The organism is Ruegeria sp. TASC047, assembly GCF_059612445.1.
The window spans coordinates 711,718-724,471 of the sequence record NZ_JBXWQP010000029.1 but is presented as its reverse complement, the minus strand read 5'-3'; the positions used below and the strand labels follow the sequence as shown (position 1 = coordinate 724,471).

The window sequence follows — 12,754 nt, the reverse complement described above, 5'->3', positions numbered from 1 at the left end:
GCGTCATCGCGGTTCTTCTCCGACAGGCGCGTTAGCCGCAGCCTGCCCATTATTCCTTTCGCCCGACATGTCGGACTCAGGTACTACATTGCCCCAAATGAGGCACAATCGGTCTGCTTTGCGGCGAACAATCCGTCATCACCATCAGTAAAGCAGCGAAACTCAATGATTCGGGGCTTATGGGCACAAAAACTGGCCCGGCCCGTCCGGACACAATAAAAGCAGTCCTGTGGAAAAGACAATGGGCAAACTGCACCGCCCCTGCCACGGCGTGCGGGATCGCCTTCATCTGGCAAAAAATATCCCGGGGGAGTCACCAAAGGCGACGGGGGCAGAGCCCCCGCCACAAAGTTTACAGATAGTCCGACCGCTGGAGGCCGTATTTAGCCATCTTTTCATTCAGCGTTCGGCGCGGCAGGCACAGCTCATCCATCACAGACGCGATTGAGCCTTTGTGCCGCCGCATCGTGTTGTCGATCAGCATCCGTTCAAAGGCTTCGACATATTCCTTCAGCGGCTTGCCTTCAGTGGTCATGACCGGCTGCATTTCCTCGTGATCCGACATCAACAGTGAAGCGATCGTTCCGGATCCGCGGCGCGATTGCAGCACCGCGCGTTCGGCAATATTGATCAACTGACGTACGTTCCCCGGCCAGGGCGCCTGTAACAGCTGCGCCGCTTCCTGAGCACTTACCTGAGGCGCATCACAGCCGTATTCTTCGGCGAACTGCTCGCTCAGACGGGTAAACAGGGTCAGAATATCCTCGCCCCTCTGGCGCAGGGGTGGCATGGTGATGCGCAAGGCGGCCAATCGGTAGAACAGGTCCGGCCGTAAGACATCTTCGGAGGTTTTTCCCGCCTCTTGCAGGTTCGAGATCGCAACGATGCGTGTCTCGGCCGGCGTGCCCTGCTCGTTCATCACGCTGAGCAGCTTGGCTTGCAGGGAGTCGCTGAGCGCCTCGACATCTTCCAGAACCAGCGTCCCGCCCCGCGCCTCTTCGATGGCGGGCAATTGGGCATCTTCGGGCATCATCGGCCCAAACAGACGTTTGGCCAGCGCGTCTTCCTCGAGCGCCGCGCAGGACACCAGCACGAACTTCTTACCGGCGCGGCTGCCAACCGCGTGCAGGGCGTGTGCAACAAGCGTCTTTCCGGTTCCTGTCTCACCGTCGATTAGCACATGGCCATCCGCCTGACCCAGATCGAGGATATCCTCGCGCAGGCGTTCCATAACCGGGCTGGCGCCGATCAGCTTGTTCATGATCTGGGTGCCGCCGGACAATTCACGGCGCAGCGCGCGGTTGTCCAGCGTCAGACGCCGCGCATTGCTGGCCCTTTTGGCCAGCTCGGACATGCGGTCGGGGTTAAAGGGTTTTTCAAGGAAGTCGAATGCACCGACACGCATCGCCTCGACAGCCATCGGAACATCGCCGTGACCGGTGATCATGATCACGGGCAACGTGCTGTCAGCGCCCATCAGCTTTTTGAGAAGCTGAATGCCGTCCATTCCGGGCATCTTGATGTCCGAAATTACTATCCCCGGATAATCCGGGCCCAACACCTTGAGCGCATCTTCCGCGCTGGCAAAGGTTTCCGTGTCGTAGCCGGACAAAGCGAGCCACTGGCTGATCGACTGGCGCATGTCCTGTTCATCGTCAACAATGGCAATTTTCATGGCTTGTGCCATAGTCATTCCTCGTTATTCCGCGGCTTCAAGGCCGTCTCTTCCCAGTGCAGGCAACTGCATTTCAAACACCGCACCGCCATATTGGCCGTTGCGCGCAGTCAGCCGTCCCCCATGGTCGTTCACGATCCCTGACGAGATGGCAAGCCCCAGACCAACACCGTCTCCGGGCTGTTTGGTCGTGTAGAACGGCTCGAACAGGTTTTCGATATCCTCGATTCCGTGCCCGTTGTCGCGTACGGTCAGCACTGCCATATCACCTGCTGCCAGGATGATTTCCACATCCGGCTCCGCCACTGATTTGGTGGCGTCCAGCGCGTTTCGCAAGAGGTTGACCATGACCTGCTCGATGCGCATTCGATCTCCCATCACGATCACGGGTTCCTCTGGCACGATCTGCGTGATCTTGACGTGACGCTGACGCAGCTGAGGCTCCATCATCGACAGGGACGAGGCCAGCGCTTCACCAAGATTTACTGGTGAAAACGCATCCGCGCCCTTGCGTGCATAAGACTTGAGCTGCCGGGTAATTGCGCCCATCCGTTCGATCAGACCATCGATGCGGCCAAAGCTGGCAAGGGCCTCTTCCGGGCGGTTGCGGCGCAGCAGCAGACGGGCCCCGGCCAGATAGGTTTTCATTGCCGCCAGAGGCTGGTTCAACTCGTGACTGACCGCCGCCGACATCTCGCCCAGGGCGGCCAGTTTCGAGCTTTGCGCAAGCGTCTGTTCCGCCAAATCCAGCGTCTTTTCAACCCGTTCACGTTCAGCGATTTCCCGCTGTAGCCGTGCGTTCAATGCGCGAAGCTCTGCCGACTCGCGCTGGAACAGGGTCATGCGCAACGTGGCGCGACGGCTCAACGCATAGAACGCAAGCGCCAGAAGAATCGCAAACCCCATGATTTCCAGCGCCAGAACGCTGTTCACCTTTTCCCGGATCGAGGCATAGGTCGTGAACGAGGTCATCTGCCAGCCGCGGAACGGAATGCGCGTCTCGATCCGCATCACAGCTTCGCCCTGAAGATAGGCATCAGGCGGCAGCGCGGTCCAATCGGTTGTTGCACGGATGGCGCGCTGGATCGCACCTTGTGGAGGCTGGCGCAGCATCGCCGTGTTCTCGTCCAGCCCGCGCCACCGGGGTTCCGTAGACAGAATGATGTTGCCGGTGCTGTCGGTAACCATCACCGCATCCGAGATACCGGCCCAGGCGCGTTCGAACTTCTGCAGGTCAACCTCGACGACGATTACCCCCAGAAACTCGGCGCCGTTCTCCAACCGGCGCGAATACACAAAGCTGTATCCGCCTGCATCCTTGGGAATAACGGAGAAGATCGTCGCGTTCGAGCGGATCGCATCCACAAAATAGGGCGTGTTTCGGTGCCCCTCGCCCAACCTGTTCCGGTCGGTCGCGGCAACTGTGCGCCCGTCGCTGTCCAGCAATACCAGTGAGGCCGCGCCGATCTCTTCCACGAATGAAATAAGGCGCTGTGTCGACAGGGTGTAATCGCCTGACTGCAATGCCGAAATCAACGTCGGGTCGCGGGCAAGCAATTGCGGAACAATCGAGTTGCGGCGCAATTCACTCAGCAAGTTGCCCGAATACAGCGTCAGCCGCAGTTCCGCCCGGTTGCGCGTGGATTCGGTGAACCTGTCGGTCAACAGCCGGTTCGTGACCCACACCGTTGCAATTGTCGCGACCAGCAGAACAAGAACCGCCAGCCGCAACCGCCAGCCCAGCGGTGCACCACGAAACGGTTTCAACATATTTGACCAGCCAGATCGAACTTCGGGGTTCATGGCGAAAGGTTACGCCCCGGCGGGCGAGACCTCAAGTCACGCCGCTTCAAACACACCTGACAATGCGCGGAACAACGCCACCCCATCTGTGCCGCCATGGCCCTGATCGGCTGCGCGTTCGGGGTGCGGCATCATTCCAAGCACGCGGCGGTTTTCCGACAGGATCCCGGCGATATCCCCAACCGAGCCGTTCGGGTTTTCGGCATAGGTGAACGCGATCCGGTCCTGATCTTTCAAAGCGGCCAGTGTCGTGTCATCCGCAAAATAGTTGCCATCGTGGTGCGCAATCGGAATACCGATCACATCGCCTGCGTTGTAACCGCTGGTAAACGCGCTGTCGCTGGTTTCGACCTTCAGGCCGACGGTCTTGCAGATATATTTCAGCCCGGCATTGCGCAGCAACGCGCCCGGCAGGATGCCGGTTTCCGTTAGAACCTGAAAACCGTTGCAAATTCCGACGGCATAACCGCCACGTTGCGTGTGTTCGACCACGGCCTTGCAAATCGGCGATTGCGCCGCGATTGCGCCGCAACGCAGGTAATCTCCGTAAGAGAACCCGCCGGGAACACCCACGATATCAATACCTTCGGGCAAAGCCGCGTCTTTGTGCCAGACCATATCGACCTGAAAACCGGCCTGCTCAAAGGCGACGGCAAGATCTCGGTCACAGTTGGATCCGGGGAATACGATTACGGCTGCACGCATGGCGGGCCCTCCTACGAGACAAAATCTGTGACAACCGCAACACCCGGAGGCGTTGGATGGTCAATAGCGGCAAGCTCGGCGCTTACCTGGTTCAGGGTTATTTTCCGGGTCACCAGCGGGCTCAGGTCGACCCCTTGACCCGCGATCAGCGACAACAGCGACGGATAGCGCCAGCTTGGCATCCCGCGGGTGCCAAATACGGAGAGCTGACCAGAATAGAGCACATCCATCGGCAGCAACATCTGCGCATGGTCCCCTGCGGGCATTCCGATTTGCACCATGCGCCCCATTTTGCGCAGGGATCGCATGGCGGAAACGGTCGTGGCTTGGACGCCAAGTGCCTCGATCGCAACATCGGCACCGCCACCGGTGATGTCCTTCACCGCCAGAGGGGCATCACATGTCTCAGCGTTGACCACCGCATCGGCGCCCAGAGTTTCGGCATAGGCCAGCTTGTCCTCGGCGATATCGACAACGATTACACGCGCGCCGAGCGCCTTGCCCAGAAGAAGTGTTGATATTCCGACGCCGCCGCCGCCAAAGACAGCGATCCACTCACCACCCTGCACTTGCGCCCGGCCAACAAGCGCCTGCCACGCCGTGGTTACGCGGCACCCCAATGCGGCGGCGATTTCAGGCGCGATGCTGTCGGGCAAGGATGTCAGGTTGGCATCGGCATGAGCCACGGCAACATATTCAGCAAAGGCCCCGTCACAGGTAAAGCCGGGTACGACCTGGTTCGGACAGATTGTCTGATGACCCTGCGCGCAGTCCGGACAATGCCCACAGGCTAGGATGAAGGGCGCAATCACCCGGTCCCCGACACGCCACCGTGTGACGCGCGTTCCGACCGAGACCACCTCGCCACAAAACTCGTGACCGGGTGTCATGGGCAGGACAACGTCGGGGTCTGAGCCCGACCAGGCGTGCCAGTCGGACCTGCACACGCCACAAGCCAGCACCCGCACCACAACACCGTCTTCGGTGGGAACCGGATCGGGGATCGTCGACACCTCAAGCGGTTGACGATAGGTGATCAGACGCGCGGCCCGCATTAATCAGACCAGTTCGATCTCGTAGCGTTCGATGACGGTGTTGGCCAAAAGCTTTTCGCACATCTCGGTCACGTCTGCCTCGGTCGCGCCATCGGCAAGCTCAAGATCGATGACTTTGCCCTGACGTACACCTTCGACCTGATCAAAGCCCATTGCACCCAATGCGTGCCGTACTGCTTCGCCCTGCGGGTCCAGCACCCCGTTCTTGAGCATCACATGAACCCGTGCTTTCATTTTGGCAACTCCAACTGTGGGCCGCATACAAGGCCCATTTCGTTGCGCGGGGGATAGCGCGCCTGATGGGTTTCGACAACCCTGTTTCAAACGCAGTTTGCCGCAGGCGAGTGACGATCCTGCGCCGTCAGTTGGACCTGAGTAGTTTTGTTGGCGCAGCAGCTGGAAACTTCGGAATAGTCATCTGATCAAACGGCCCGGCCACACGCAAACACCCTGCTCTGCCAACAACTTGGCAAAGGCAAAACGCCGCCCTGAGGGGGCGGCGCTGCTGAGAAGGAATGTTTAGTTGATCAGCGTCGGCTTGGTGACATTACTGGCAGGCAGCACACCCAGCCTTCGGGCGACCTCGGAATAGGCATCTGTCAGACTGCCCAGATCGCGGCGGAATACATCCTTGTCCAGTTTCTGACCGGTCTTGATATCCCACAGGCGGCAGCTGTCCGGGCTGATTTCATCCGCAACAACCAGCCGCTGATAGTCGCCTTCAAACACGCGCCCGATTTCGATCTTGAAGTCAACCAGACGGATGCCCACCGCCAGCATCACGCCGCTCAGGAAATCGTTCACGCGCAGCGCAAGGCTGAGGATGTCGTCCATGTCCTGCTGGCTGGCCCAGCCAAACGCGGCGATGTGTTCCTCGGTGACAAGAGGATCGCCCAAGGCATCATCCTTGAAGCAGTATTCAACGATCGGACGAGGCAATTGCGTCCCTTCGGCAATGCCAAGACGTTTCGACATCGAACCCGCCGCGTAATTGCGCACGATCACTTCCAGCGGAATGATCTCGCAATTGCGCACCAGTTGTTCGCGCATATTAAGGCGCCGGATGAAGTGGTTCGGAATGCCAATCTGGGTCAGTCCGGTCATGAAGAACTCGGACAACCGGTTGTTCAGCACGCCTTTACCGTCAATCACGTCCTTCTTCTCGGCGTTGAATGCGGTGGCGTCATCCTTGAAATACTGTACGATGGTGCCCGGCTCGGGGCCTTCATACAGAATTTTGGCCTTGCCTTCGTAGATTTTCTTGCGACGCGCCATAAGCGACCTTTCCAGACTGGCGAAAGGGAATGAGTCCCTTCACGTTGGCGTCCTCATAGTGCAAGCCCTGCGTTCCCGCAAGTTCGCTGCCCCGAGGGCCTTTGACGCAGCGCAAATACCTTGCACCCAGAGTGTCCTATTGTCATATCATCAGTGAGAAACGGTAATCCAAGGGGTCCCCAACCAATGACCACATTCGACGAACGTGAAGCCGCGTTTGAAAGCAAATTCGCCCATGACGAAAAGATGCAATTCATCGCACGGATGCGCCGCAACCGCTTTATGGCTGTCTGGGCGTCTGCGCTGAAGGGCGAAACTGTTGAACAGGCACGGAAATACGGCCAGGAACTGGTTCATACCGACCTGCAGCATGTCGGCGAGGACGATGTTGTCGAGGCAGTCAAAGCCTACTTGGGTGATCTTGCAGATGAAGCCACGATCCGTTCGAAAATGGCCGAGCTTCTGGTTGAGGCCAAAGAACAGGTGATGGCGGAAGGCGAGCATTGATTGCCTGAAATGCAAAACTCATGATCTTCATGAGTTTTATGAATTTGATTTGACGCCCTGGTCATGAGACATGGGGCGTCTCTGTTTTTTTGCAGCGTTTTTACGCTTTTTCTGGAATAACCCTATGACAAACGCGCTGAGCAAACTTCTGGACACCAAAGACGCCATCCTTGCGGACGGTGCAACGGGGACCAACTTATTTAACATGGGTCTGCAATCAGGTGATGCGCCTGAGCTGTGGAACGTGGATGCTCCGGACAAGATCAGGGCGCTGTATCAGGGGTCAGTCGATGCGGGCAGCGACCTGTTTCTGACCAATACGTTTGGAGGCACTGCGGCGCGTCTGAAACTGCATGATGCGCAGAACCGCGTGGGCGAGCTGAACCGTATCGGCGCAGAACTTGGACGTGAAGTCGCAGACAAAGCCGGGCGCCCTGTTGTCGTGGCCGGATCGGTTGGACCCACCGGCGAGATTATGGAGCCGGTCGGCAGCCTGTCGCATTCCGACGCGGTTGAAATGTTCCATGAACAGGCCGAGGCTTTGAAAGCGGGCGGGGTTGACGTTCTTTGGGTAGAAACCATCAGCGCGCCCGAGGAGTTCCGCGCGGCAGCCGAGGCCTTTGCGCTGGCCGACATGCCCTGGTGCGGCACGATGAGCTTTGACACGGCCGGGCGCACAATGATGGGTGTCACCTCGGCCGATCTTGCGCTTTTGGTTGAAACCTTGCCAAACCCACCGATCGCTTTTGGGGCCAATTGTGGTACCGGCGCGTCGGATATCCTGCGCACGGTTCTGGGTTTTGCTGCGCAAGGCACCGAGCGCCCGCTGATCTCAAAGGGCAATGCGGGCATTCCGAAATACGTGGATGGCCATATCCACTATGACGGGACACCCGAACTGATGGGTCGGTATGCTGCCATGGCGCGGGATTCGGGCGCCACAATCATCGGCGGGTGCTGCGGGACCATGCCCGATCATCTGCGCAAAATGCGCGAAGCGCTGGATACCACTTCGCGCGGCGAGCGCCCGACACTGGATCAGATCACCGAGGCACTGGGGCCGTTTTCGTCGGCTTCGGACGGAACCGAGGACGACGCGGGCCCCGAACGCCGCACGCGTCGCCGCCGCCGCGCCTAACGCTTATCAACGCCCTTCGAATTTCGGAGGGCGTTTTTCCATGAACGCCACTACACCTTCAGCAAAATCCCGCGACCGGCCACATTCGCCTTGAAGATGCGCCTCGGTCGCAAGCTGCTGCTGCAATGTGTTTTCGTAGGTCCCGCGAATGGCACGTTTGATCGCGCCATAGGCCGCAGTTGGACCTTTGGCCAGATATTCTGCCCTTTTATGCCAATGTGCGGCAAACGCATCATCGGGCACAGCTTCCCAGATCATACCCCATTCTTCGGCCTGCCGGGCGCTGATCTTGTCAGCAAACAAGGCGGCCCCCATCGCTTTGGCCAAGCCCATCTGGCGCGGCATGAACCAGGTGCCCCCAGCATCGGGCAGCAAGCCGATACGTGCAAACGCCTGTAGGAAATACGCACTCTCCGTTGCAATAACCACATCCGCACACAGCGCAAGGTTGGCCCCTGCCCCCGCAGCAGGTCCGTTTACAGCAGCGATTGTCGGAACCGGACTGCTGTGGATGGTTTCCAGCATCGGCTCGTATTCGTCGCGCAATGATCGTTCCAGATCGATCTTGCCGGTCGATGATGCATCGCCCAGATCCTGCCCGGAACAAAATGCCGGACCCGCCCCAGTGATAACGATACAGCGCGCTTTAACCGCGGCGTCTTTCATCGCGTGGGTAATCTCTGCCCGCATCCGAGTGGTCAGCGCGTTCATCTTGTCCGGTCTGTTCAGGGTCAGAACTGCCAAACCGTCCGATATGTCCAATAGAACCGTTTCGTAATTCATGAAGACTTTTCCCCTCGCGCCACGTGTTTCAGCACATTTACTTGTTCGGGCAGGATGGGAAAAGCAGAACCAAACGTCAGTCTTCAAGAATTTGGCGAAGGCGTTCCTGTTCTTCTGCGCTTAGAGCTTCGGTTTCACCTGAAACCTGCGCCCTGGCGCGTGTGCGAAGAAAGTTCAACCCGACTGCGGCAGCGATCAGCAACATGATCGGCCCGGCGAGCCACAACAGCAGATTCGAGCCGCTGGTGGTGGGCTTGAGCAAGACATATTCGCCGTAGCGGTCAACGATAAACGCGACGGCCTCTTCGTCGCTGTCACCCGCAACCAAGCGTTCACGCAAAAGCAAGCGCAGATCGCGTGCCAGTTCAGCGTTGCTTTCGTCAATGCTTTCATTGCGACACACCAGGCATCGCAACCCAACACTCAGGTCGCGCGCCCGCTGCTCCAGAACTGGGTCGTCCAGAACTTCATCAGGTTGTACCGCAAACACCGGCGCTGCCAGCAGCAGCAGGATCAATACAAGGCGTTTCATTCTGCGGGTACTCCGCCAGCGGGGGATTTGCGCGCACCTGCGGCGACACGGAACCGCCTGTCGCTCAGGCTAAGGACACCGCCGAGCGCCATCAGGATACATCCACCCCAGATCCAGTTCGCCAAAGGCTTGATATAGGTGCGCATGACCCAGCCGCCATCTGCCTGCTGATCCCCGATGACGACGTAAAGATCACCAAGAAAACGATAGTCAATCGCGGCCTCGGTCGTCGGCATGCGTGCAACGGGATAATCCCGTTTCTCGGGATGCAGCGTTCCGATGACGCGACCGCCCTTTTCGACCAGAACATCAGCCGTGGTTGAAAAATAGTTCGGCCCCTGTACCCGTCGCACGTCCTGCAATGTCATTGTAAACTGACCCACTTCGAACGGCTGGTTCAGTTGCGCTACACGGATATCTTCCGCCTCCCACGCGGTCAGACCGGCAATCGCAAAGATCGTCACCCCAAGACCGGTATGGGCAACTGCCTTACCCCAATCGGCGCCCGGAAGTCGGATCAGACGTTTGAAGCTGCCATTGCGGCCTGTCCGGCTCCACAAATCAATGGCGGCGCCGAATGTAATCCAAGCCCCCAGAAACAAGCCTACGGGTCCTAACGCGCTGCGACCGGTCTGCATCGCCCAAACCAACAGCGCAATCGCCAGCGCCAGACCAAAGGCATAGCGCAGGGACCAGGCCGTTTTGCCCAGCCGACCGCGTTTCCACGGCAGCATTGCCCCGATTGGCAGGATAAGCCCCAGCAAAACCATGAACGGAGAAAACGCCGCGTTGAAAAACGGTGCCCCAACCGAAAGTTTGCGGTCAAACATCATCTCGGCCACCATCGGCCACATCGTCCCAACAAAAACGACGAAGCAACTGACCGCCAGAAGGACATTGTTCACGATCAGCGCGCTTTCGCGGCTGACCATGCCAAAAACGCCCTTGGCCTCCATCGCTTGCGCGCGTGCGGCAAACAAGGTAAGCGCGCCGCCGATGAAGAAGACCAGAATGATCAGGATGAACACACCGCGTTCCGGATCATTGGCAAAGGCGTGAACCGAGGTCAGCAGCCCCGAACGCACGATAAACGTGCCGATGAGGGAAAATCCAAACGCGATGATTGCCAGCAGAATGGTCCAGCTTTTCAATGCTTCGCGTTTTTCCACAACAATTGCCGAGTGCAACAGCGCCGCCGCCAGCAGCCAGGGCATGAAGGACGCGTTTTCGACCGGGTCCCAGAACCAGAAGCCGCCCCAGCCCAATTCGTAATAGGCCCACCAGGACCCCAGCGCGATACCGATAGTCAGGAAAACCCAGGCCGCCAGCGTCCAGGGGCGTACCCACCGGCCCCAGGCCGCATCAATACGCCCTTCGATCAGGGCAGCAATCGCAAAGCTGAATGCCATGCTCAAGCCGACATAGCCAAGGTACAGAAACGGTGGGTGGAAGGCCAGCCCGGGATCTTGCAGCAGCGGGTTCAGGTCGCGCCCGTCAAACGGAGCGATGGCAAGTCGGTCAAACGGGTTCGACGTGAACAGGATAAAACCGAAAAACGCCACGGCAATAGCCGATTGAACGGCCAGAACACGGGCTTTGAGTGTCGGTGGCAAGCCGCCACCAAAGAAGGCCGCCATCGCACCAAACAGGGTGACAATCAGCACCCACAGCAGCATAGATCCTTCGTGGTTGCCCCATGTTCCACTGATCTTGTACAGCATCGGCTTTGCCGTGTGGCTATTCTCGACCACAATCCTGAGGGAGAAGTCAGACGTTACAAACGCCCAGATCAATGCACCAAATGCAAACGCCGTCAGCAGGAACTGGACGATCGCGGCGGGCTCTGCAAAGCCCATCCAGCCGGTCCAGCGTTTTGAGGCGCCGATCAGGGGAACAACGCTTTGCACAATTGCGACAAAGAACGCTAGGATCAGGGTGAAGTGGCCAAGTTCTGTAATCATGCCCCGGAATATACGCCGGTGCGGAACCGGGGGCCATGACCTTTAGCTTGTTCTGCACGCACAAAGTGTCGCGGGTCAGATACCGCGAAGCTTTCGCCAATCGTTCAGCGCCTGGTTTTCCTCGGGACGTATGACATCGCTGTTCAGCACAGCAACCGGACCGGGATCAGCAACTCCCGGGCTGTCGCTCTGCATCGTGCTCAAGGCCTCGATATTGCTCATGACCGTTGGCAGTTGCGTCATGGCTGAGCGGATATCCCGCTGAAAATCCTGCATTTTACTTTGGTGACGCGCGCCAAAGTAAAACGATACGATCACGCCCAGCAACCACCAAAGCGGCTCTGGGACCAAGGCTATGCCCTGCATCCGTGCGGCAAACCATATTGGGTCGACCATGGCGGCAACAAACAAGCCAAGCGTTCCCAATGCCAGCGCCGGGCGCGGTAACCTGTTCACGCCGTCCATGACACGGTCAAAAAGACCCTTCTGAGGTGCCTGAAATTCGCTACCGAACTGCACCATGGCCTGAGTTTGAACCTCGTAAGCGCGTACTGCGCTTGCTTCGGTGTTTTCACGATAGAGTTCTGCGGTTTCCTGCAAGACGTTGCGCCCGTTGCCAAACAGCAGCGCCAACACACCTGAAATTAGCCCCATGCCGCGATCCTTCTATTAAAATCGCTGTCCGACAGGTGATAACGCGGCGAAAGGAACTCTTCCGCCCGTTTTATCCAGCCACCTTTGCCGCCTGATCGGCTACGCGCGTATTTTCTGGATGCAGGCCGCCGATCAGCAAGGCGAAAATAGTAGTTTCGCCGTGCAATTCCGTAGGCGTCGCGCAAGACGTCAGGCTCTGGCTGCGCCGCGCTTTCGCAGGCCGCCACGGTTTGCGGCCCGATCACGCCGTCGGCGGTGACGTTAAACCCCATTTCCTGTAGCAGCCGCTGAAGGATCTTCACCGCTTGCGCACCGGCATTCACATACATGTCAAAAACAGAAGCATGCAGGGGTTCGGGAAGCTCCGCAATGTGCGGCTTGTCGAAATAGTGCTGCACAAAGATGTCGACCGCTTGCCGAGGGGACACTGCGCGCACATCAGCCTCGTCAACCCGGCCGTCGCCAGTCAGATCCAAACCCAGCCTGCGCAGGGTGTGAATCGTGACCCCGAACTTGGTTGCCCCGCCCGGATCGTCGGGGTCATCAACAAAGCCCCCTTCACGGGCCACAATCTCTTTGGCAATTTGCCGAACCGTTTGCATACCACCCTCGTAACGTTAGGTGGCCACACCGTTTCCGACAGATATTAATGATTTAAAACGAAAC

The 12,754-nt window shown here is 58.5% G+C and carries 13 protein-coding genes; 2 read left to right on the top strand and 11 right to left on the bottom strand.

All coding sequences use genetic code 11. From position 1 onward, the window contains the following. Nucleotides 1-352: 352 nt before the first annotated feature. The 6 genes from AC2FLO_RS11350 to purC all read right to left on the bottom strand — a co-directional run bounded on the left by AC2FLO_RS11350 (nt 353) and on the right by purC (nt 6,513). Nucleotides 353-1,687 carry a sigma-54-dependent transcriptional regulator gene (locus AC2FLO_RS11350; protein ID WP_267364599.1) on the bottom strand — a complete coding sequence of 445 codons (1,335 nt, stop codon included), beginning with the start codon at nt 1,685-1,687 and terminating at the stop codon, nt 353-355. Between the two features lie 12 nt (nt 1,688-1,699). After that, nucleotides 1,700-3,445, bottom strand: coding sequence for a sensor histidine kinase (locus tag AC2FLO_RS11345; RefSeq protein WP_496751986.1), 1,746 nt, complete (start codon nt 3,443-3,445; stop codon nt 1,700-1,702). A gap of 69 nt (nt 3,446-3,514) precedes the next feature. Further along, a complete protein-coding gene (purQ, locus tag AC2FLO_RS11340) occupies nt 3,515-4,183 on the bottom strand; it encodes a phosphoribosylformylglycinamidine synthase subunit PurQ (protein WP_480505287.1) in 669 nt (222 codons plus the stop codon). A gap of 11 nt (nt 4,184-4,194) precedes the next feature. Then, nucleotides 4,195-5,238 (bottom strand): zinc-dependent alcohol dehydrogenase family protein, encoded by a 1,044-nt coding sequence (locus tag AC2FLO_RS11335; protein WP_496751907.1) that lies wholly within the window; start codon nt 5,236-5,238, stop codon nt 4,195-4,197. Between the two features lie 3 nt (nt 5,239-5,241). Continuing rightward, on the bottom strand, nt 5,242-5,472 hold the full coding sequence (gene purS, locus AC2FLO_RS11330) for a phosphoribosylformylglycinamidine synthase subunit PurS (protein WP_117872765.1): 231 nt from the start codon (nt 5,470-5,472) through the stop codon (nt 5,242-5,244). Between the two features lie 285 nt (nt 5,473-5,757). Further along, the gene (purC, locus tag AC2FLO_RS11325; protein ID WP_209504015.1) at nt 5,758-6,513 is read right to left on the bottom strand and encodes a phosphoribosylaminoimidazolesuccinocarboxamide synthase; all 756 of its coding nucleotides are present in this window, start codon (nt 6,511-6,513) and stop codon (nt 5,758-5,760) included. Nucleotides 6,514-6,699: 186 nt separating this feature from the next. On the opposite strand from purC, the gene AC2FLO_RS11320 reads away from it, so the two are divergent. Both AC2FLO_RS11320 and bmt read left to right on the top strand, forming a co-directional pair. Then, the gene (locus AC2FLO_RS11320; RefSeq protein WP_267364605.1) at nt 6,700-7,020 is read left to right on the top strand and encodes a DUF1476 domain-containing protein; all 321 of its coding nucleotides are present in this window, start codon (nt 6,700-6,702) and stop codon (nt 7,018-7,020) included. Between the two features lie 124 nt (nt 7,021-7,144). Then, nucleotides 7,145-8,158, top strand: a complete 1,014-nt coding sequence (bmt, locus tag AC2FLO_RS11315; RefSeq protein WP_496751909.1) for a betaine--homocysteine S-methyltransferase — start codon at nt 7,145-7,147, stop codon at nt 8,156-8,158. A 6-nt stretch (nt 8,159-8,164) separates the two neighbouring features. Here bmt and AC2FLO_RS11310 read toward each other — a convergent pair whose 3' ends face one another. From AC2FLO_RS11310 to AC2FLO_RS11290, 5 genes are all read right to left on the bottom strand, one after another. Further along, the gene (locus AC2FLO_RS11310) at nt 8,165-8,941 is read right to left on the bottom strand and encodes an enoyl-CoA hydratase-related protein (RefSeq protein WP_496751911.1); all 777 of its coding nucleotides are present in this window, start codon (nt 8,939-8,941) and stop codon (nt 8,165-8,167) included. A gap of 76 nt (nt 8,942-9,017) precedes the next feature. Next, nucleotides 9,018-9,473 carry a cytochrome c-type biogenesis protein gene (locus AC2FLO_RS11305; RefSeq protein ID WP_480481083.1) on the bottom strand — a complete coding sequence of 152 codons (456 nt, stop codon included), beginning with the start codon at nt 9,471-9,473 and terminating at the stop codon, nt 9,018-9,020. Next, complete coding sequence (locus AC2FLO_RS11300) at nt 9,470-11,434, bottom strand: heme lyase CcmF/NrfE family subunit (RefSeq protein WP_496751913.1); 1,965 nt, start codon at nt 11,432-11,434, stop codon at nt 9,470-9,472. Before AC2FLO_RS11300 ends, AC2FLO_RS11305 begins: the two co-directional genes overlap by 4 nt. 75 nt (nt 11,435-11,509) lie before the next feature. After that, entirely contained in the window at nt 11,510-12,088 is a 579-nt protein-coding gene (locus AC2FLO_RS11295) for a holin family protein (RefSeq protein WP_496751915.1), read from the bottom strand. Continuing rightward, nucleotides 12,079-12,690 (bottom strand): holin-associated N-acetylmuramidase, encoded by a 612-nt coding sequence (locus AC2FLO_RS11290; RefSeq protein ID WP_496751917.1) that lies wholly within the window; start codon nt 12,688-12,690, stop codon nt 12,079-12,081. The genes AC2FLO_RS11295 and AC2FLO_RS11290 overlap by 10 nt, the downstream gene beginning before the upstream one ends. Nucleotides 12,691-12,754 lie beyond the last annotated feature (64 nt).

Bases quoted from the DNA above. Each gene is read 5' to 3' on its own strand.
- AC2FLO_RS11335 (WP_496751907.1), bottom strand. From the start codon at position 5,238: ATGCGGGCCGCGCGTCTGATCACCTATCGTCAACCGCTTGAGGTGTCG.
- bmt (WP_496751909.1), top strand. From the start codon at position 7,145: ATGACAAACGCGCTGAGCAAACTTCTGGACACCAAAGACGCCATCCTT.
- AC2FLO_RS11320 (WP_267364605.1), top strand. From the start codon at position 6,700: ATGACCACATTCGACGAACGTGAAGCCGCGTTTGAAAGCAAATTCGCC.
- purC (WP_209504015.1), bottom strand. From the start codon at position 6,513: ATGGCGCGTCGCAAGAAAATCTACGAAGGCAAGGCCAAAATTCTGTAT.
- AC2FLO_RS11350 (WP_267364599.1), bottom strand. From the start codon at position 1,687: ATGGCACAAGCCATGAAAATTGCCATTGTTGACGATGAACAGGACATG.
- purQ (WP_480505287.1), bottom strand. From the start codon at position 4,183: ATGCGTGCAGCCGTAATCGTATTCCCCGGATCCAACTGTGACCGAGAT.
- AC2FLO_RS11290 (WP_496751917.1), bottom strand. From the start codon at position 12,690: ATGCAAACGGTTCGGCAAATTGCCAAAGAGATTGTGGCCCGTGAAGGG.
- AC2FLO_RS11310 (WP_496751911.1), bottom strand. From the start codon at position 8,941: ATGAATTACGAAACGGTTCTATTGGACATATCGGACGGTTTGGCAGTT.
- AC2FLO_RS11295 (WP_496751915.1), bottom strand. From the start codon at position 12,088: ATGGGGCTAATTTCAGGTGTGTTGGCGCTGCTGTTTGGCAACGGGCGC.
- AC2FLO_RS11305 (WP_480481083.1), bottom strand. From the start codon at position 9,473: ATGAAACGCCTTGTATTGATCCTGCTGCTGCTGGCAGCGCCGGTGTTT.
- purS (WP_117872765.1), bottom strand. From the start codon at position 5,472: ATGAAAGCACGGGTTCATGTGATGCTCAAGAACGGGGTGCTGGACCCG.
- AC2FLO_RS11300 (WP_496751913.1), bottom strand. From the start codon at position 11,434: ATGATTACAGAACTTGGCCACTTCACCCTGATCCTAGCGTTCTTTGTC.
- AC2FLO_RS11345 (WP_496751986.1), bottom strand. From the start codon at position 3,445: ATGTTGAAACCGTTTCGTGGTGCACCGCTGGGCTGGCGGTTGCGGCTG.